Source organism: Streptomyces sp. NRRL S-31, from assembly GCF_000718775.1.
Taxonomy (GTDB): Bacteria; Actinomycetota; Actinomycetes; order Streptomycetales; family Streptomycetaceae; genus Streptomyces.
Window position 1 is genome coordinate 72531 of record NZ_JOCB01000008.1, and the last position, 18319, is coordinate 90849.

The window sequence follows — 18319 nt, forward strand, 5'->3', positions numbered from 1 at the left end:
GGTCCGTCAGGCCGGTGGGCTCTGCTGCTCCTCGGCCGCGAGGTCGGGTACGGGGGCATACTCCGGTGACGCGGCGTTGAAGGTGCGGAAGACACGCTGGATGTCCCGCTCGCTCATCCCGTCGCGGCGCAGCTGCGCGACCATGGAGCGCAGGTCGGGCTTGTTCGTCGGTCCGAAGCAGCCGTAGCAGCCGCGTCCGTAGGCGGGGCAGATGGCGCCGCAGCCGGCGTGCGTGACCGGGCCCAGACAGGGGGTGCCCCGGGCCACGGTGACGCAGGTGGTGCCGCGTCTCTTGCACTCGAAGCAGACACTGTGGCTGGAGATCCGGGGTCTGCGTCCGGCCAGGCAGGCGGTGATGACCTCGAGGAGCTGGCGGCGGTCGATGGGGCAGCCGCGCAGTTCGAAGTCGACCGGAACGTGGGCCGAGATCGGGGTCGAGGTCTCCAGCGTGGCGATGTAGTCCGGCCGGGCGTAGACCGCGGCGAGGAAATCGTCGATGTCGGCGAAGTCGCGCAGCGCCTGGATGCCACCCGCGGTGGCGCAGGCCCCGATGGTCACCAGACGGCGGGAGACGCGGCGGACGTGCTGGATGCGCTCGGCATCCTCCGCGGTGGTGATCGAGCCTTCGACCAGGGAGAGGTCGTACGGCCCCCGGCCCTCCAGCCGCGCGCGGCCCCCTTCGGCGCCCTCGGCCGGGGTCATCTCCAGGAAGTGCTCGATCCGTACGCGCTCGGTGAGGCCGAGGAGCTCGTCCTCGCAGTCCAGGAGGGTCAGCTGGCAGCCGTCGCAGGAGGCGAACTTCCACACGGCGAGCGTCGGCCGTGTGCGAATGACCGGGCCGAGTTCGGTGACCATGTCACAACTCCCGCACGAGGAGCAGGTCTGCCACACGGTCGTAGCCGACGACCGGGCCGTCCCGGCAGAGCAGGAGCGGGCCGAGCTGGCAGTGGCCGCAGTGGCCGGTGGCGCAGCGCATGTTGCGTTCCAGGGACACCTGGACGCGGTGCGGGGCCAGGCCCCGTGTCACGAGGTCGCGCGCGGTGTGCCGCATCATCACCTCGGGTCCGCACACCAGCGCGCAGGTCCGCTCGGGGCGCAGGTCGAGGCGGTCCAGGAGCGTGGTGACCACGCCCACCGCGCCCCGCCAGCCCGGGCCGGGGCGGTCGACGGTCACCTCCACCCGGGCCGGCCCGCGCCAGCTCTCGATCTCGTCCGGGTAGACGAGGTCGGCAGGGGTGCGGGCACCCACCAGGACGGCGAGCCGGCCGTACTCGGCCGGGCGGTCCAGGACCGTGTGCACGACCGGCCGCAACGGGGCCAGCCCGATGCCGCCGGCGACCACCACCACGTCACGGTCGGCCGCCGCTTCGAGGTCCCAGCCGGTGCCGTACGGCCCGCCGAGTCCGACGCTGTCACCGGGGCGCAGCCGGTACAGCGCGGTCGAGACCGCGCCCACCGCGCGCACGGTGTGCACGAGACCCCCGTGGCGGCCACGCGGGGCACTGACCGAGACGGGCACCTCGCCGACCCCGAAGGCGTAGATCATCGCGAACTGCCCCGGCGAGAAGGGTGCGAGTGCCTCTTCGGCCGGTACCAGCTCGATCGACCGGGTGTCGGCGGTCTCGTCCCAGGCATCGGCGACGCGGTACGGCAGCGGGAGCGGCACGAGGTCATCCCCCCTTCGGCTCCGCCGCCGTCCCGCCCGGCTGTGTCCAGTCGTGCAGGGCGGCCGCTTCCTCGGTGATGTCGATACCGACCGGGCACCACACGATGCAGCGTCCGCAGCCCACGCAGCCCGACGAGCCGAACTGGTCGTACCAGGTGCCGAGTTTGTGGGTCATCCACTGCCGGTAGCGGCTGCGCGCGGAGGCGCGGACCGGGCCGCCGTGCAACTGGGAGAAGTCCAGGTCGAAACACGAGTCCCACAGCCGCCACCGTTCCGCGTGGTCACCGGTGAGGTCCGTGGTGTCCTCGGTGGTGGTGCAGAAGCAGGTGGGGCACACCATGGTGCAGTTGCCGCAGGTCAGGCACCGCCCGGCGACATCGTCCCAGCGTGGCGCGTCGAGCGTCCCGGCCATCAGCTCCCTCAGGTCGGCCTCGGGCATGGTCCGTCCCATGCGGTCCGCGGCGGCTGTGACGTCGGCGCGGGCCTTCTCCCGGGTTCCGGGGTCGGCCGGGCGTCCGGGCAGCTCGGCCAGGATCTCCGCGCCTTCCTCGCTGCCGCTGCGGACCCAGAACCGGTGCCCGTCCGCATCGACCACTTCCGTCATCACCAGGTCGTAACCGGGACCGGCGGCGGGCCCCGCACCCATCGAGACACAGAAGCACGTGGCGCCGGGCTCCGTGCACTCCACCACGATCAGCAGCGCCCCGGAGCGCCGTCCCGCGTAGCCGGGATCCCGGTACGCCCCACCGGTCAGCACCCGGTCCTGGATGGCGATGGCCCGCAGATCGCACGGACGCACACCGAGGAAGGCGTACCGGGGAGGCGCGGCTCGGTCGGGTGTGAGGACGAGTTCTCCCTCCACCCGGTCGGCGCTCCACTCCCGCACCCGCGGCGGATGCAGGAAGGACTTCCACGACTGGGGCCCCGCCGTGTTCGCGAAGGCCGCGCCGTCCGCCCGCTCCCGCAGCCGGTACCGCCCGGCCTCCAGCTCCACGCCCCATCCGTACGGCAACTCGTCGGCCGACCGCAGCTCCGCCAGCACGATGGCGCCGTCCCGGGCCGTGGGACCGATCACGGTGAAGCCGCGCCGGACCAGCACGTCGACGAACGCGGCCATGCCGTCCTTGCCCATCACCAGCCCGTCGGACGCGGGGGCCGGGACGGCGTTCACTCGGGTGTCGGCACTCATGACCGGCCTCCTTCGGCACGGCGGACGGCGCAGGGGGCCGTGCCGTCCCCTTCGGGCCCACAACGACAGCCTCACCGGTACGGCGCCGTGCCGGCAGAGCCACCCGGGCACGTTCTCTGGGTCCGTTGGGCCCCTTGACCTCAGACGAGTCCCTCCCACTCCCACTCCCCGTACCAGGCCACGGCCCGTCAAGCGGAGCCGTCCGGCCACGGACGGGGGCCGTTCGACCCAGTGCGGACCGAGCGGGCCGGACGGATGGTCGGAGAAGGCCCGGAGGAAGGAGGGGCCGCCATGCCATGGGAGACCGTCCGGAAGGACACCCCACCGCGCGTCACCCCCCATCTGCGCGACTACGACAAGGAGTGCGCGGACTTCTCGTGGGAAACGGCGCGGAGCAGGCTGCGGGGACTGCCCGGCGACCAGGGGCTGAACATCGCGCACGAGGCCGTGGACCGGCACGTGGCATCAGGCCGTGCGCATGCGGTCGCGCTGCGCTGTGTCGGGCGGGACGATTCCGTCACCTCCCTGACCTACGGGGATCTGGCCCGCTCGACGGCGCGGTTCGCCAACGTGCTCCGCGGCCTCGGGATCGGTCACCGGGACCGGGTGGTGACGCTGCTGGGGCGCTGCCCCGAGCTGTACACCGCGGTCCTCGGCACGCTGAAGACCACCGGTGTCCTGTGCCCGCTGTTCTCCGCCTTCGGACCCGACCCGGTTTTCCAGCGGATGACGCTGAGCGACGCGCAGGTACTGGTCACCACGGCGGACCTGTACCGCAGGAAGATCGCCGGGCAACGCGAGAGGCTCGCCGCCCTGCGTCATGTGCTGATCGTCGGCGAGGGATCGGACGACCTGCCCGGCACGCTGTCCCTCGCCGCGCTGATGGCCGACGCGGCCGACACCTTCACCATTCCGCCCACCTCCCCGCACGACATGGCCCTGCTGCACTTCACGAGCGGCACGACCGGCATTCCCAAGGGTGCGGTGCACGTGCACGAGGCGGCCGTCGCCCACTACACGACCGCGCTGTACGCCCTGGACCTCCACGAGGACGACGTCTTCTGGTGCACCGCCGACCCGGGCTGGGTCACCGGCATGTCCTACGGGATCATCGCCCCCCTCCTGCACGGCGTGACGGTCGTGGTGGACGAGGGCGAGTACGACGCCCGCCGCTGGTACCGCATCCTCGCCGGGCAACGGGTGAGCGTCTGGTACACGGCGCCGACGGCCCTGCGCATGCTGATGCGCGCGACGCCGAGGACCGGGCCGTACGACCTGCCCCGCTCGTTCGACCTGAGCGCGCTGCGGTTCATCGCGTCGGTCGGTGAGCCGCTCGATCCGGAGACCGTGGTGTGGGGACGGGACGTGCTCGGACTGCCGGTGCACGACAACTGGTGGCAGACCGAGACCGGCGCCATCATGATCGCCAACTTCGCCGCCTGCGACATCCGCCCCGGCTCGATGGGGCGCCCGCTGCCGGGTGTGGAGGCGGCGGTGCTGCGGCGCGGCGAGGACGGCCGGGCCGAGGTCGCCGACGGACGCGTCACCGTGCTGAAGGAGCCCGGGGTGGTGGGCGAGCTGGCACTCCGTCCCGGCTGGCCGTCCCAGTTCCGCGGTTATCTGCACGACGAGCCGCGTAGCGCGGCGGCTTTCGCGGACGGCTGGTACCTCTCGGGTGACCTGGTACGGCGCGACGCCGACGGATGGTACTGGTTCGTCGGGCGAGCCGACGACGTCATCAAGTCGGCCGGACACCTCATCGGGCCGTTCGAGGTCGAGAGTGCCCTGATGGAGCATCCGGCGGTCGCCGAGTCCGGGGTCATCGGCCGGCCGGACCCCGTGGCGGGGAGCATGGTCAAGGCTTTCGTCACACTGCGGCCGGGCTTCGACGCGAGCAGCGCGACCCGGCGGGATCTGCTGGCCTTCGCCAGGCGCCGGCTGGGACCGGCCGTGGCGCCCCGGGAGATCGCCTTCGACCAGCACCTTCCGCACACTCGCAGCGGCAAGGTCATGCGCCGCCTGCTGCGCGCTCGTGAACTCGGGCTGCCCGAGGGCGACATCTCCGCCCTGGAGGACTCCACTACGGAGGCCAAGGACTCCACTACGGAGGCCACCTCCACGGCGAGGACGGAGCAGCCGGCATGACCGGCGGTCGCGCCCCCCGCGCACCACGGCCCGCCGCCCGGCCGAACCGGCAGGCCGCGCATCGTCTGGCCCTGCTGGAGTTCATGCTCCGTGTCCGCCGGTTCGAGGAACGCTGCGTCGAGCTGTACAGTGCGGCGCGCATCCGGGGTTTCATGCACGTGTACATCGGTGAGGAGGCCGTGGCCGTCGGCGTCTGCGAGGCGCTCACGGATGACGACGCGGTGGTGTCGACGTACCGGGAACACGGCCACGCGCTCGCCCGCGGGGTTCCGGCCGAGGCGATCATGGCGGAGATGTTCGGCAAGGTGACCGGTTGCAGCCGGGGCCGGGGCGGCTCGATGCACCTCTTCGACGCCGACCGCCGCTTCTACGGTGGCAGCGCGATCGTCGGCGGCGGGCTCCCGCTCGCGGCCGGCCTCGCGCTCGCCGACCGCATGACCGGCCGCACTCGTGTCACCTGCTGCTTCTTCGGCGACGGCGCCTTCGCCGAGGGCGAGTTCCACGAGACCGCCAACCTCGCCGCGCTGTGGGGGCTGCCGCTGCTGCTGGTCTGCGAGAACAACCTGTACGCGATGGGCACCGCCCTGGCCCGGCACCAGGCACAGACCGACCTCGCGCTGCGCGCCGCCGGCTACGGCATGGTGTCCTGGGCCGTCAACGGCCCAGGACGTCTTCGCCGTGGAGGACGCCGCCCGGCGGGCGGCCGAAGGGGTGCGCGCCGGTACCGGACCGCACTTCCTCGAGATGCGCACGTACCGCTTCCGCGCTCACTCCATGTACGACCCCGATCGCTACCGCGACAAGACGGAGATCGAACACTGGAAGGAACGCGACCCGGTCGAAGGGCTCGCCCGGCGGCTGTGGGAGGCGGAGGAGCTGACCGACAAGGCCCGCACCGCCCTGGAGGACCGTCTGGCCGCCGAGATCGACCGCGCCGTCGAGGCGGCCGATCAGGCTCCCGAGGAACCGGTCGAGGATCTGCTGAAGTACGTCACCAGCCCGGAGGCGAGCCGGCCATGACCGCCACCCGCACGCGTACCGCCGCGTCCGCCGAGCCCGACGGCCGGAAGACGACCTATCGGGAGGCGATGCGCGAGGCCCTGCGTGAAGCGCTGCGCTCGGACGAGCGAGTGTTCCTCATGGGTGAGGACGTGGGCCGGTACGGCGGCTGCTTCGGCGTCAGCCTCGGCCTGCTGGAGGAGTTCGGGCCCGAACGGATTCGCGACGCCCCGCTGTCCGAGTCGGCTTTCGTGGGAGCCGGCATCGGCGCGGCCCTGGCGGGCATGCGGCCGGTCGTCGAGATCATGACGGTCAACTTCAGCCTGCTGGCCCTGGATCAGATCCTCAACAACGCGGCGACCCTGCTGCACATGTCCGGCGGCCAGCTGCCCGTGCCGATCGTGATCCGGATGACCACGGGCGCGGGGCGACAGCTCGCGGCCCAGCACTCGCACAGCCTGGAGGGCTGGTACGCGCACATCCCCGGCCTGCGGGTGCTCGCCCCGGCCACCCTCGCCGACGCGCGGTACATGCTGGCCCCCGCGCTCGCCGACCCGGACCCGGTACTGATCTTCGAACACGGCAGCCTGTACAACGTCTCGGGCGGGCTGCCGGCCGACGCGGGGCCGGTCGACATCGACCACGCGGCCGTCCGCCGGCCCGGTGGGGACGTCTCACTGATCACCTACGGCGGCTCACTGCCGAAGGCCCTGGCCGCCGCCGACGACCTCGCGAGCGGCGGCATCGGCGCGGAGGTCGTCGACCTGCGCACCCTGCGTCCCCTGGACGACGCCACGATCGGAGAGTCGGTGGCGCGCACCCACCGTGCCGTCGTGGTCGACGAGGGGTGGCGCACCGGCAGCCTCGCCGCGGAGATCTCCGCGCGCCTCATGGAACAGCACTTCTACGACCTCGACGCCCCCGTCGAACGGGTGTGCAGCGCCGAGGTGCCCGTGCCGTACGCGCGCAGGATGGAGGAGGCCGCGCTGCCGCAGGTGGGCGGAGTCGTCGCCGCCGCGCGGCGCGCCGTGGGCGAACCGGCGCCGAGCGGAGCCGACACGGCGGAACGGCCGCCGGTCAGCGGAAGGCCGGGCTGAGATGACCGCGTTCACCATGCCCTCACTGGGCGCGGACATGACGGACGGGCTCCTCCGGGAGTGGCTCGTGAGCCCCGGTGACCAGGTACGCAAGGGCGACGTCGTGGCGGTCGTGGAGACGGACAAGGCCGCCATCGAGGTCGAAAGGAGTCGATCACGCGGATCATCCCCGACGCCGACTTCACTCTGGTCCGGCCGGACGACAAGTTCCGCGACGTCCTCGAACTGGATTCGCTCGATTTCCTCAGCCTGGTCGAGCTGCTGTCCGAGCGCACCGGAGTCCGGATCGACGAGGAGGACTATCCGGAACTGACCACGCTGTCCGCCGCGTCGCGGTTCCTGGTCGACAGGACTGCCGCCCGGCCATGACCGCGCCTCGCCATGGACGACGGCGACGGGAGCGGTGCGCATGGTGCGATGGGGAGGCAGAGCACGTTTTCGGCAAGCAGCGGAGGGCGTCGTTCCACGGCGGCACCCGTCCGTACGAGATGGGAGCGGCGCAGGTTCTCGAACCGCTGCCTCAGCGCCGCGTCCCGTCGCCGTCGCCACTCGGATGTGACCGCCCTGGCGGGAGGGCAGCCCGGCTCCCGGGGCCGGTCGCCGGTCCTCCAGGGACTTCCGGCCCCTGTGGCCGAGGAGCGCCGTCGTCCGATCGTGGAAGGACCCGGGGGCTGCCCGGTGGTCGGCCGGATGCCGGCGCGCCGCACACAGGCAAGGAGAGAACGATGTCACACACCGGACAGTGGAGCGTGCGTCTCCACCTCTTCGAGGACGACGACGGGACGACGAAGGCGCACATCACGCTGGACACCGGCACCACGACGCTCACCGGGAGCGGGACCGCGCACTGCAATCCGTCGGACACGATGGTGCCGGAGATCGGCGACGAACTGGCGGCAGGAAGGGCCATGCACGACCTCGCCCACCAGCTGCTGGACGTCGCCGGACGCGACGTCCAGGGCATGGCGGCGTCCCGTCCCGGCATCCCTCGGGCCGCTGTACGGCCCGCGTGACCGCCGGAGGGGTCAGCCGTCGCCGGACGGGTCCCGCGAGTCGTCCGTCCGGTAGGAGAGATTCCCGGACACCGACACCACGCCGTCGACACCCCGGCACAACTGCTCGATGACGGGAATCAGGGCCCTGTACTCGACGGTGCCGGCGAGCGTCACCCGTCCGTCGCGCACCTCCGCGGTCACGTCCCGCGGGTCGAGTCCGAGGGTCCGCCGCAGCAGCTCACCGGTGATCTCCTCCCGGAGGGCCTCGTCACGGCGGAGGAAGACCCGCAGCAGATCACCGCGGCTGACGATGCCCAGGAGCCGGTCCGCGTCGTCCACCACCGGCAGTCGTTTGACGTTCTGGACCTCCATGAGACGGGCGGCCTCGACCACGGTCCACTCCGGCCGTGCGCACACGGCGGGAGCGGACATCAGTTCCTCGGCGCGGGAGCCCTCGGCCTTGGCCCGTTCCCATGCCTCCAGGTGCGGGATGGGCGTCCTGCCCGTGGGGTCGGCCTGGTCGGCGCTCTTGCGGAGCAGGTCGGCCTCGGACACCACACCCAGCGGACGGTCCAGCTCGTCCACCACGGGCACGGCGGTGACGCCGTTCTCCTCCAGCAGTCTGACCAGCTCCTTGAACGGCGTGTCACGCCGCGCCCGGACGACGTCCCGGCTCATGAGTTCCTCGACCGTTCGGTGGTGCATGTCGCCTCCCGGGAACTGTCGCCCACCTCGCGGAGACGGGGCAGCCGCCCCGTGCGCCGGTGCGGCCCGCGTGGCAGGTTGGATACAGCACCATTCTGCGGAGAGGGCGGCGATCATGCGAGCTCATCTCGGCGATCAACTCGTCGTCGAAGCTCCGGCGACCGGCACCGCCAGGCGCGACGGCGAGATCGTCGGACTGCACCACGAGGACGGAACACCTCCCTACGATGTGCGCTGGTCGGACACGGGCGAAGTGACACTCGTGTTCCCCGGGCCCGACGCCCACATCCGCCGTCTCGAACATGGAGAGCCGGCAGCCGCCCGCGCGCCCGTGCCGGACACCCACGAGGCGGAGACCGTGATCACCGTGCCGCGGTCGGCCGGAGCGGCCGATCCCGGAGCCATCGGACGGCGCGTGGGGATCGAACGCCGGCGGCAAGGGCTGAGCCTGGTGGAAGCGGCGCGCCGTGCCGTGATGTCGCCCGACCACCTCGCCTGCCTGGAGGACCAGCCCGCCGACCCGAGTCCCGCGACGCTCGTGCGGCTGGCCGACGCCCTGGGCACCACGGTCGCCGCCCTCCGTGGCGGAGACATGGATCGTCCTCCCGGTCAGGGCCACGCACTGCTGCACCCCCGGTTGCGGGCCCTGGCCCCGGAGGAGTGCCGCTCCCTGCTGTCCACGCACGGCGTGGGTCGCGTCGCGGTGTCGGCGTCCGACGGCCGCCCGGCGGTCGTCCCGGTCAACTACGAGATCGTCGACGACGCCATCGTCTTCCGGACCGCGCCCGGCTCCGTGGCCGCGGCGGCGGTTGGGACGGAGGTCGCTTTCGAGGTCGACCACGTGGACGACGCCATGAGCGAGGGCTGGAGCGTGCTTGCCGTCGGCCCCGCGAGCGTGGTGACGGAGCCGGAGGCAGTGCGCGGGCTCACCCGGCACGCGCACACCACCCCCTGGGCCGGTGGTGAGCGCGAGATGTGGGTATCGGTCCGGCCCACAAGCCTCACGGGCCGCCGGATATCTCCGGCGGATCAGTAGACAGCCTCCGTCCACCCGCCCTGCGAGACACCGGAGCCAAGCGTTGACGGTCGGTGATCCCGGTGCCGGCCATCCCCCTTCGTGGCAGCGGAAGAGGGTGGTCGCAGCCGCCTACCGCCGCACCCGGGGCATCTTCAGGCCGAGCCAGGAGATGATCTCGCGCTGGATCTCGTTGTTGCCGCCGCCGAAGGTGAAGATGACCTCCGAGCGGTAGCCACGCTCCAGTTCGCCGTACAGGACGGCGCCGGCCGAGCCCTCCTTCAGCGGGCCCGCCGCGCCGACCACCTCCATCAGCCAGGCGTAGGCGTCCCGGCGGGCCTCGGAGCCGTAGACCTTGACGGCCGAGGCGTCCTGCGGACAGCAGCATCGTGATGCCCCGGTGCGGCGGGGCTTGGGGGTCGGTGCGCACGGCGAGCCAGACCCAGTCGGCGGTGTCGCCGTTGGTCGTCCAGATCTTCTGGCCGTTGACCACGTAGGTGTCGCCGTCGCGTACGGCACGGGTCGTGAGCGAGGCGAGGTCGGTGCCGGCGCCGGGCTCTCTGTAGCCGATCGCGAAGTCGATCTCGCCGGACAGGACGCGGGGCAGGAAGTACTCCTTCTGCTCGTCGGTGCCGTACCGCATGATCGTCGGGCCGACCGTGTTCAGCGCCATCAGCGGCAGCGGAACGCCCGCCTGCGCGGCCTCGACGAAGAAGATGAACTGCTCCATGGCGGTCATGCCGCGCCCGCCGTACTCCTCGGGCCAGCCGACGCCGAGCCAGCCGTCCGCGCCGAGCCGGCGGATGGTGGCGCGGTAGAACCGCTTCTGCGCGGCCGGGTCGGCGTAGCGGGCGTAGGCGTTGTCCGGGACCAGTTCGGCGAAGTAGGCGCGCAGTTCGGTGCGCAGCCGCTGCTGCTCGGGCGTGTGGTCGAGGTGCACGGCGCCTCCAGGCTCCCCGCGGGCGGTCCTGTCGGCGCACACCGTAGAACGCGTTCCAGTAATTGGGAATGCCGGGGCCCTGGCGAGTTCGGAGAGTTCTCGAGGAGGGGGCGGCCGTCGTCCGGCTCACGGACCCGGGGGCCGCGGTACGTGACTCACCTGAGCAGCGTCAGGAAGTCCGCGCAGGCGTCGGCACAGGCACGGCAGGACGCCGCGGCCGATTCGGCGCCGGGGTGCGAGTCGAAGACACGGGCGCACTCCAGGCAGACCGAGCGGCACCAGTCCACCCGGACCCGGATCGCCTGCTCGTCCTGCTGACTCTCCTCGCACAGAGTCCGGCAGGTGGCGTCGCACGCCTCGGCGCACATGATGCCCAGCCGGCGTACGCGCTCCTGGTGCTCGGTGCCGTCGGGCTCGACGAGGCTCGCGCGCACGGCACAGGCCCGGGCGCACTCGGTGCACGCCTGCGCACAGGTGAAACGATCCTCCAGGAACCGGTACAGCTGCTGCTGCGAAGTCGTCGGTGTCACTCCGTGCGGGTAGCCGGGGCGGGCGGCCACAAACGCGCCCAATCCGCGCTGTCCCGCGCCGCTGTGCGCCGCTCCGTGCGGTCCGTGCGGACCTCGCCGTTCCTCGCCGTTTCGAGTCACTCCTCGCGGTTTCGCGTCGTTTCACGTCGGCCGGGCTCGCCGGGGTGGTGCGGTCGCCCGCCGGGCGGTCGCACACTCCGCATCACCACCGCTTACCCATAGTGTCCTGGTTCGCCCGATTATGGGTGGGGTATTCCTTTCCTATGAACACCGCATCCACGCAGCTGGCCGCGGCGAGCGGCCTGATGAGCCTCGTCCTGTTCCTCGTGGCCGTGGCCCTCCTCGCACTGCTCGCCGGCGGTTTCTGGATGACCTCCCGCGTCAAGTACCGCGAGCCCCCGCGGCCCCGTCCCGAGGAACAGCCGAAGATGCCACCTGGCGGGCCGGTACATGAGGTACGGGAGAACAGGGACTCCGCGGAGGTTCCCCAGATCCCCAAGGGCGAGCGCCCGCTCACCCCTTACGAGCTGTCCAACATGGACACCAAGACGAGTGAGTCGCAGGACCGCCCGCGCTGGAGCCGTGGCTCCAGCGGCTCGTTCGGCGGCGGCGGCCTCGGCGCCCACTGAACCCCGGGCTCCTCGCCAGGCGCCCGCCCTCCGAGACGCTCAATCGCCGTGCTCGGGCACGCTCAATCGCCGTGCTCCGGCCCCCCGGCCCGCGCCGGACCGCCGGGCGCCCCCCGTAGATCCTCCCGGGCGGCGTCCAGACGGCCGACGCGGGCCACGTTCTGCCGGTCCTCCGGGTCCTGGCTGGGCTCGGCCGCGAACCATGCGTCGAGGATCTCCCCCAGTACCGGCGCGGAGGTGAGCCTGAGGCTCAGCGCGAGGACGTTGGCGTCGTTCCAGCGCCGTGCGCCGTCGGCCGTGGCGGCGTCCGTGCACAGCGCCGCGCGGACGCCGGGCACCTTGTTGGCCGCGATGGACGCGCCGGTACCGGTCCAACAGCAGACCACCGCCTGGTCGGCCGCCCCCGCGGCCACCTCCCGGGCGGCGGCCTCCGAACAGACCGCCCACCGCGCGTCCGCCCCGGGGCGCAGCGCGCCGTGCTCCCGGACGTCGTGACCTCGCTGCCGCAGCTCCGCCACCAGGAGGCGGGCCACGGGTTCGTCCATGTCGGAGGAGACGGATATCCGCATACCCGGAGGGTAGCGCCCACACCCGGGGGCGTCCGGACGTGCCGGACGGCCCCTCGCGGGGGCCGTCCGGCAGGGCGTGCTGCAAGGTCGGGGTGGGCGAAGGCGGTCAGGGGTGGTCGGGCTGCTGTGCCGGGGGCACACCGCCGCCCTCTCCCCCGCCCTTGGCTCCCTTGTCGGGGCCGTGCGGGCGGACGCCGGGGCCGCCGCCGTCGGACTGGCGGGCCTTCAGCTCACCGCTGTCCTGCGGGGTGGCGCCTCCCTTGTCACTGCGCCGCTGTTCGGGCTGCTGCGGATTGGACATGCGCCGGACTCCCTCCGGGTGGTACGTGCTCCGTGCGGGGTCCGGGTTCCCCGCGCGGCACGGGTGACGCACACCGTCGGGGATCGACCGACGGCACGGGCCGAACGACGGCACGGGGCCGATCGAGGCACGGGGGCACGGGTGCGGGGCGGGACGTCGGTACGGGGCCGGAGCGCGGGCAGCCCGCGGCGAGGCGGGGTACGCCGGTCGGCGACGGCTCGGCGAACGACTGGCCGCCGCCCGGCCAGCGCCCGGCCAGCGGCGTCAGCATCCCGGCGGACCTGCTCCGGCCGGCCGATCGCAGACGCCGGCAAACCGGCTCCGAGCCGGCTTCGGCTCCGGCTCCGACTCCGGCGGGTTGGTTCGGCTCCGGTGGATCAGCACCGGTCAGGTCCGGCTTCCGGCTTCCGGCTTCCGGCTGTGGACGGCTCGCCCGGCGGCGGGCGACCCACGCCCCGTGTGTCGCGCACCGCCTGCCGGACGATCCGAGTCACGCGCACCGCCTGCCCTATGGCGGCCGTTGCGCGCGCGTCCAGGCGGACCTGGGCCCCGGGGGCACGCACGCCGACGGCCGACCACCGGCCCACGGCGCGGCGAGGGCGCCGTCCCGCAGCGGGTCGCGCGGGCAGGGTGGTGTTCGGTTCACCGGGTGGTGCGGGCCAGGGCGCGGTGCAGGTGTTCCAGGGCGTCCAGGAGGACCGAGCGGTGGTACCAGCTCAGCCAGGCCGAGGTGTCCGAGGCGAGCAGGGCCAGTGCCTCGGTCTGCGCGGCGGTCGGCCGGTGGCCGGCGTCGGGCCAGTGCAGGCCGATCACGCCCGTGCACGAGCCGGCCGAGGAGAGCACCGGGACGCTGTGCACCGCACGGGCCCCGCCCGCCAGCAGCACGCACCGGCACTCGTCGGACAGCAGCACGTCCGTGGCGGCGTCCGGGACGCTCACCTGGCGGCCCCGGGTGCGGGCCACCGCGTCGGCGGTGCCCTCGCCCCGGCCGCGGACGAGGTGGTCGAGGAACGCCTCCGCGCAGCCGTGGTGCGTCTCCAGCGTCAGGGCGTGCACGGCCGGGTCGACGAGCTGGACGTGTCCGCCGGGCGCCCGGCCGATGGCCAGTGCCTCGTGCAGCACGGCGTCGAGCACCCGCCGCCGGTAGCGGGGGTCACGGCCGCCGCGGGCCAGGATCCGCAGCTGCGGCACGGGCAGCGGACGGCGGCCCGGGAACCACACCTCGCCGCTCGGTGCCCGGGCCACCACCACGGCCGAGACGAGGACGCGCAGCGGCACGTTGAACCGCTGCGACGCCTCGCGCAGCGCCCGGAAGGCGGCGCCGGAGTCCGGCAGACCGTACCGGACCATGAGCACGCCCTGCGCCATGCCGATCACCGGAGCCGTGCGCACCCGGGCGCGCAGCGCGCGGACCTCCTTGTGCAGATCCTCGTAGGAGGGCCGCGCCGGGTCCGCCACCTGCGACCGCCAGGCCGGCAGCTCCTCCACCCGGGAGGCGGCGCGGGCCAGCTCGCGCAGCGCCTCCTCGAGGGTGGCGTACAGCCGGACGCCGGTCAGACGGGCCAGGTGGACCGCCTCGCGCACCCCGGGCCGGGCACGGACGATGACCAGGTCCGGGCGGCCGGTGCGCGACCGGGTCGTCTCGCTGAGCGTGCGCAGCACGGCAGCACCGCCGAGCTGCACGTGGGCCATGTCGAGCACGGGACGCAGCCCGGCGCGGTCGGCCCGGTCCAGGTGGGCGCGCAGTTCCTCGGCCCAGACCTCGGCGCCGTGCGCGTCGAGGCTGCCGGACATCCTCAGCAGCAGGGCGCCTTCGGCGGGCAGTCCCTCGACGACGGAGGACTCTATGACGAGGGCAGCCGGTGCGGCCGGCCGGCCGGAAGAGGATTTCATCGCATCACCCCGACAGGGCGTACCGGAGACCTCGCTCGGCCTCTGCCTGACCTTTGCCCCACCTTGCACGGTAGGTCCCGGACCCTCAACCCGGCCGCCCGTCGCACCGGCCCTCGGCGGCGGGACCGCTCACCGGGGCCGCCGGTCTCCGCCCGCGCCAGCCCGGCAGTCGCGAGGGCGTGCAGGGCGGCCTCCGGGGTGGCGTGCACGCGGATTCCCGGCAGGGCGGGCCGCGGTCAGGGTCTCCCGGACGTGCGGCCGGGGCTGTACGACGTGGAGGACGCGGCCGGAGCCGGCGAGGGCGGCGGTCGCGCCGTCCAGCGCCCGGACCGCGTCGGCGCAGGCCAGGAACGCCTCGGTGAGGTCCGGCAGGGGGTGTTCCCCGGTCCGCCCGGAGTGGGCGAGGCGTTCGGCGAGGGCCTCGCCGAACCGTCCGGCGTTGTGCGTGTCGACCGCGCCGCGGGCGGTCAGGACACTGATTCCGCCGAGTTCCGCGCGGTGCTCGCGGACGGTGCGCAGGAGGAGCGGGGCGGGTCCGCCCGGGCGGACGCGGGCAGGGGGCGGCTGGCCGATTTCCATGGCGAACGGGCTTCCTGGGCGGGGCGGAACGGCGGGCGGAGGGATCGGCCGGCCGCCGCTCGACCGGGAGTTTCACTGTGCCCCCGGCCGGATGCCGGACGCGACGACGTGTCGGGGGCGTGTCCTACCGCGCGCCGCTCAGCCGACGTACCGCCGTGCGGGTGAGTCGCGGCGGGCGCGCTCCAGCGCGGCGAGCCGCTGTTCCAGGTGCGGTGGTACGGGGTCGCGCTGGCGCAGCACCCACGGGAGTCCGGCGGTGGCGTGGGCGAACGCGCGGGCGGAGGCGGCGTCCCGGGGCACGGTCCGCAGGAGGTGCCCGGTGCGGCGCAGGGCGGGCAGCAGGGGGCGGCGCAGCCAGGTGAACCAGAGGGTGTTGCGGATGCCGAGGACGCGGCGGGCGGTGCTGTCGCGCAGCCGGGAGGCGTGGTGGTGGACGGTGAGTTCCCCGGCGTAGGCGAGCCACCAGCCCTGGCGCAGCAGGTCGCAGGCGAGCAGTTCCTCCTCGCCGCCGAGCCACAGCCCGGGGTGGAAGCCGCCGCCGGCCCGGAAGGCCGCGGTGCGCAGCACGGTGGCGGCGGCGAGGAAGGAGCCGAGCGCGGGTCCGGGCAGCCAGTCGGGGCCGGCCAGCGGGGATTCGCACAGCTCGCGGACGACCGGGTCCTCGGTGCCGCCCGGTTCGACGAGGATCCGCGCGGTGACGGCGGCCAGCCGGGGCCGGGTGTCCAGCAGGTCGGCGGCCCGGCGCAGACTCCCGGGTTCCCACCAGGTGTCGTCGTCGCAGAAGGCGACGTACGGCGTGTGGACCCGCTGGACGGCCAGGTTGCGGCCGATGGCGCCCAGGTTCCGGCCGGGGCGCAGCAGGGTCATCTCGGGGAAGTCCCGGGCGACGGCTTCGGCGGTGCCGTCGCGGGAGCCGTTGTCGGTGACGATCACGGGCGGCCGTTCCGGCAGCCGGCGCAGCAGGGCGAGGGTGCGCAGCAGTTCGTCACGGCGGTTGTGGGTGATCAGGACGACGGTCGTGCGGTCGTCGGGGCCGGGGGCGGGGTCGGTACGGGTCATGGCGGGGTGCCTTCCGGTGGGCGTCCGGCCGGCGCCTTCCGGTCGAGCAGGCGGGCGGCGCGCTCGACGTGCGGGGGCAGGGCGCGGCGGCGGGCGAGCGCGGCCGGGAGCCGGACGGCGGTCTCCCGCAGGGCGCGGCGCGCCCCGGGGCGGCCGGTCGCGGCGGCCAGCGCGAGGTCGGTGCCGGCGCGCAGGACGACCGGCCAGGGGCGGCGCAGGCAGGTGGTGAGGACGTGGTTGCGCCGGACGAGGGCGGAGCGGCCGGTGCGGCCGTGGTCCTCGGGGTGGTGGCGGGCGCACAGGGCGGGGTCGTAGGCGACGCCCCAGCCCGCGGCGGCCAGGTCGTAGGCGAGCAGGGTCTCCTCGCCGCCGAAGAAGAGCAGCGGGTGGTAGCCGCCGACGCCGAGGAAGGCGTCCCGGCGGACCACGCAGGCGCAGCCGAGGAAGCCGAGCACCGGGCGGCCGGGCAGGTCCGGCTCGGACGGCAGCGGGGAGGCGGCGAGCTGGGCGTTGAGCGGGTCCTCGGCGGCCTCGTCGCCGACCAGCGTGCGGGCGGCGAGCAGGCCGAGCCGGGGGTGCCGGTCGAGGAGGCCGGCGGCGCGGGCGAGGCTGCCCGGCTCCCACCAGGAGTCGTCGTCGCTGAAGGCGACGTAGGGGGTGCGGGCGTGCCGTGCGGCCAGGTTGCGGCCGAGGGCGCCGGTGTTGCGGGCGGGCCGCAGCAGACGGGTGATCGCCGGGTGGCCGGCCACGGTCCGGCGGGTGGTGTCGTCACGGGAGTTGTCGACGACGACGACCGGCGGCCGTTCGGGCAGCGCGGCGAGCGCGTCCAGGGTGCGCAGCAGGCTGGCGGCACGGTCGCGGGTGATGACGGCGACCGTCACCCGTGGACCGCCCGTGCGGGCCGGGTCCCGGGTGCGGTCCACGGCGTGCTCAGCCGGCATGCGCCACCTCCGGTCCCGGCCGCCGGCTCCGGCCGCGGACCTCCCGCAACAGCGTCAGGCAGACCGCGGCGACCTCACCGGTGCCGATGCGCAGCAGACGGGTGTCGGGGGTGCGGCCGTGCGGGTCGCCGGGCGGGCCGGGTTTCCACAGGGCCAGGTGGTCCGGGCTCGGGGGTGGTCCCCACAGGCGCGGTGAGACGGGGCCGAACAGGGTGACGGAGCGGGTGCCGTGGGCCACCGCGAGGTGGGCGAGGCCGGTGTCGCCGCTGAGCACCAGGGACGCCTCGGCGACCAGTGCGGACAGCCGCCCGTACGGCAGACCACCGGTGAGCACGTCGCCGCCGGGCAGGCCGCCGCGTTCGGCGACCGCGTGGACCAGGGCGTCCTCGCCGGGGCCGCCGGTGAGGACGACGTGGTGCCCGGCGGCGCGCAGGCACCGTACGACGGCGGCGAACCGCTCCGCGGGCCAGCGGCGGGAGCCCGAGGCCGCGCCGGGGTGCACGACGACCGCGCCCGGGGCCGGGGACCGTGTGGCGGGCGGGGGCAGCCGCAGGTCCGCGGGGTCGGCCGGGATGCCGTAGCCGCGCAGGAAGGCGCACCAGCGGTCCCGTTCGTTGGCGTGGTCCGGCCGGGGCGGTCCGTCGGGGCAGGCGTGGGCGAGCAGCCGGCGCGGGTGCAGCGCGGCCAGGGCGTCGCGGCTCTCGGGGCCGTTGCCGTGCAGGTCGACGGCGATGTCGGGGGGCGGGCCGGGCCAGTGGGTGAGGACCGGCACCGCGCGGCCGGGCGCCTCGGCCGGGAACACGGCGTCGACCGCCCCGGTGGCCAGGGCGAGTTCGGTGAGGCCGGGCGGCTGGGCGAGGACGACCCGGTGGCCGGGGAAGGCACGGCGGATGCCGCGCAGCGCGGGCACGCCGGCCAGCAGGTCGCCGAGGCCCAGGGCGCGCAGCACCAGGAGGCACGGGGTGCTCGGGGGGTGCTCAGTGGTCACCGGGGGATCCTCCTGTGGGTGGGGGCCGCTCACCGCGGGGCCGTTCGTCCCGGAGGCGTTCGTCGCGGAGGCGTTCGTC

At 74.1% G+C, this 18319-nt stretch carries 19 protein-coding genes and 3 pseudogenes; 9 read left to right on the top strand and 13 right to left on the bottom strand.

The window, feature by feature from the left end; translation table 11 throughout:
* Positions 1-6 precede the first annotated feature (6 nt).
* From IF37_RS0105350 to IF37_RS0105360, 3 genes are read right to left on the bottom strand one after another with little or no spacing between them, the layout of a single operon-like run.
* Positions 7-855 carry an oxidoreductase gene (locus IF37_RS0105350; protein ID WP_030736920.1) on the bottom strand — a complete coding sequence of 283 codons (849 nt, stop codon included), beginning with the start codon at positions 853-855 and terminating at the stop codon, positions 7-9.
* 1 nt (position 856) lies between these two features.
* Complete coding sequence (locus IF37_RS0105355; protein WP_030736924.1) at positions 857-1666, bottom strand: FAD/NAD(P)-binding protein; 810 nt, start codon at positions 1664-1666, stop codon at positions 857-859.
* A gap of 4 nt (positions 1667-1670) precedes the next feature.
* On the bottom strand, positions 1671-2855 hold the full coding sequence (locus IF37_RS0105360) for a 4Fe-4S dicluster domain-containing protein (protein ID WP_030736928.1): 1185 nt from the start codon (positions 2853-2855) through the stop codon (positions 1671-1673).
* A gap of 291 nt (positions 2856-3146) precedes the next feature.
* On the opposite strand from IF37_RS0105360, the gene acsA reads away from it, so the two are divergent.
* The 7 genes and pseudogenes from acsA to IF37_RS0105380 all read left to right on the top strand — a co-directional run bounded on the left by acsA (position 3147) and on the right by IF37_RS0105380 (position 8109).
* Entirely contained in the window at positions 3147-5000 is a 1854-nt protein-coding gene (gene acsA / locus IF37_RS0105365; RefSeq protein WP_030736931.1) for an acetate--CoA ligase, read from the top strand.
* Between the two features lie 83 nt (positions 5001-5083).
* Positions 5084-5599, top strand: a pseudogene (locus IF37_RS45495) (thiamine pyrophosphate-dependent enzyme); the annotation flags it as partial.
* A 79-nt stretch (positions 5600-5678) separates the two neighbouring features.
* Entirely contained in the window at positions 5679-6020 is a 342-nt protein-coding gene (locus IF37_RS45500) for a thiamine pyrophosphate-dependent enzyme (RefSeq protein ID WP_253915650.1), read from the top strand.
* Complete coding sequence (locus IF37_RS0105375; RefSeq protein WP_030736934.1) at positions 6017-7096, top strand: alpha-ketoacid dehydrogenase subunit beta; 1080 nt, start codon at positions 6017-6019, stop codon at positions 7094-7096. Before IF37_RS45500 ends, IF37_RS0105375 begins: the two co-directional genes overlap by 4 nt.
* 37 nt (positions 7097-7133) lie before the next feature.
* A pseudogene (locus IF37_RS45505) lies at positions 7134-7181 on the top strand (hypothetical protein); the annotation flags it as partial.
* Between the two features lie 101 nt (positions 7182-7282).
* A complete protein-coding gene (locus IF37_RS45510; RefSeq protein WP_301540309.1) occupies positions 7283-7465 on the top strand; it encodes an acyl carrier protein in 183 nt (60 codons plus the stop codon).
* A gap of 356 nt (positions 7466-7821) precedes the next feature.
* Complete coding sequence (locus tag IF37_RS0105380; protein WP_030736937.1) at positions 7822-8109, top strand: dsRBD fold-containing protein; 288 nt, start codon at positions 7822-7824, stop codon at positions 8107-8109.
* Positions 8110-8121: 12 nt separating this feature from the next.
* On the opposite strand, the gene IF37_RS0105385 is transcribed toward IF37_RS0105380, so the two are convergent.
* Positions 8122-8796 (bottom strand): CBS domain-containing protein, encoded by a 675-nt coding sequence (locus tag IF37_RS0105385; RefSeq protein ID WP_030736940.1) that lies wholly within the window; start codon positions 8794-8796, stop codon positions 8122-8124.
* A gap of 115 nt (positions 8797-8911) precedes the next feature.
* Between IF37_RS0105385 and IF37_RS0105390 the strand changes: the two genes are divergently transcribed.
* Complete coding sequence (locus IF37_RS0105390; RefSeq protein ID WP_030736943.1) at positions 8912-9832, top strand: DUF1918 domain-containing protein; 921 nt, start codon at positions 8912-8914, stop codon at positions 9830-9832.
* A gap of 111 nt (positions 9833-9943) precedes the next feature.
* On the opposite strand, the pseudogene IF37_RS39030 reads toward IF37_RS0105390, so the two are convergent.
* Positions 9944-10751: pseudogene (locus IF37_RS39030) on the bottom strand (acyl-CoA dehydrogenase family protein).
* 155 nt (positions 10752-10906) lie between these two features.
* Positions 10907-11281: a ferredoxin gene (locus IF37_RS0105400; protein WP_030736946.1), complete on the bottom strand. Its 375-nt coding sequence runs from the start codon at positions 11279-11281 to the stop codon at positions 10907-10909.
* Between the two features lie 263 nt (positions 11282-11544).
* Between IF37_RS0105400 and IF37_RS0105405 the strand changes: the two genes are divergently transcribed.
* Positions 11545-11910, top strand: a complete 366-nt coding sequence (locus tag IF37_RS0105405) for a DUF6479 family protein (protein ID WP_030736949.1) — start codon at positions 11545-11547, stop codon at positions 11908-11910.
* A gap of 62 nt (positions 11911-11972) precedes the next feature.
* Here IF37_RS0105405 and IF37_RS0105410 read toward each other — a convergent pair whose 3' ends face one another.
* The 7 genes from IF37_RS0105410 to IF37_RS0105440 form a co-directional block, all read right to left on the bottom strand.
* Positions 11973-12479 carry an RpiB/LacA/LacB family sugar-phosphate isomerase gene (locus IF37_RS0105410; RefSeq protein ID WP_052844981.1) on the bottom strand — a complete coding sequence of 169 codons (507 nt, stop codon included), beginning with the start codon at positions 12477-12479 and terminating at the stop codon, positions 11973-11975.
* 106 nt (positions 12480-12585) lie between these two features.
* Positions 12586-12780: a hypothetical protein gene (locus tag IF37_RS0105415; protein ID WP_030736955.1), complete on the bottom strand. Its 195-nt coding sequence runs from the start codon at positions 12778-12780 to the stop codon at positions 12586-12588.
* A gap of 642 nt (positions 12781-13422) precedes the next feature.
* Positions 13423-14673 carry an ANTAR domain-containing protein gene (locus tag IF37_RS0105420; RefSeq protein WP_052844982.1) on the bottom strand — a complete coding sequence of 417 codons (1251 nt, stop codon included), beginning with the start codon at positions 14671-14673 and terminating at the stop codon, positions 13423-13425.
* A gap of 129 nt (positions 14674-14802) precedes the next feature.
* Positions 14803-15252, bottom strand: a complete 450-nt coding sequence (locus tag IF37_RS39035; RefSeq protein WP_063886359.1) for a hypothetical protein — start codon at positions 15250-15252, stop codon at positions 14803-14805.
* 138 nt (positions 15253-15390) lie between these two features.
* Positions 15391-16311, bottom strand: coding sequence for a glycosyltransferase family 2 protein (locus tag IF37_RS0105430; protein WP_030736961.1), 921 nt, complete (start codon positions 16309-16311; stop codon positions 15391-15393).
* Positions 16308-17252 (bottom strand): glycosyltransferase family 2 protein, encoded by a 945-nt coding sequence (locus IF37_RS0105435; RefSeq protein ID WP_030736964.1) that lies wholly within the window; start codon positions 17250-17252, stop codon positions 16308-16310. The genes IF37_RS0105430 and IF37_RS0105435 overlap by 4 nt, the downstream gene beginning before the upstream one ends.
* On the bottom strand, positions 17242-18240 hold the full coding sequence (locus IF37_RS0105440; RefSeq protein ID WP_030736966.1) for a glycosyltransferase family 9 protein: 999 nt from the start codon (positions 18238-18240) through the stop codon (positions 17242-17244). The genes IF37_RS0105435 and IF37_RS0105440 overlap by 11 nt, the downstream gene beginning before the upstream one ends.
* Positions 18241-18319: the final 79 nt, after the last annotated feature.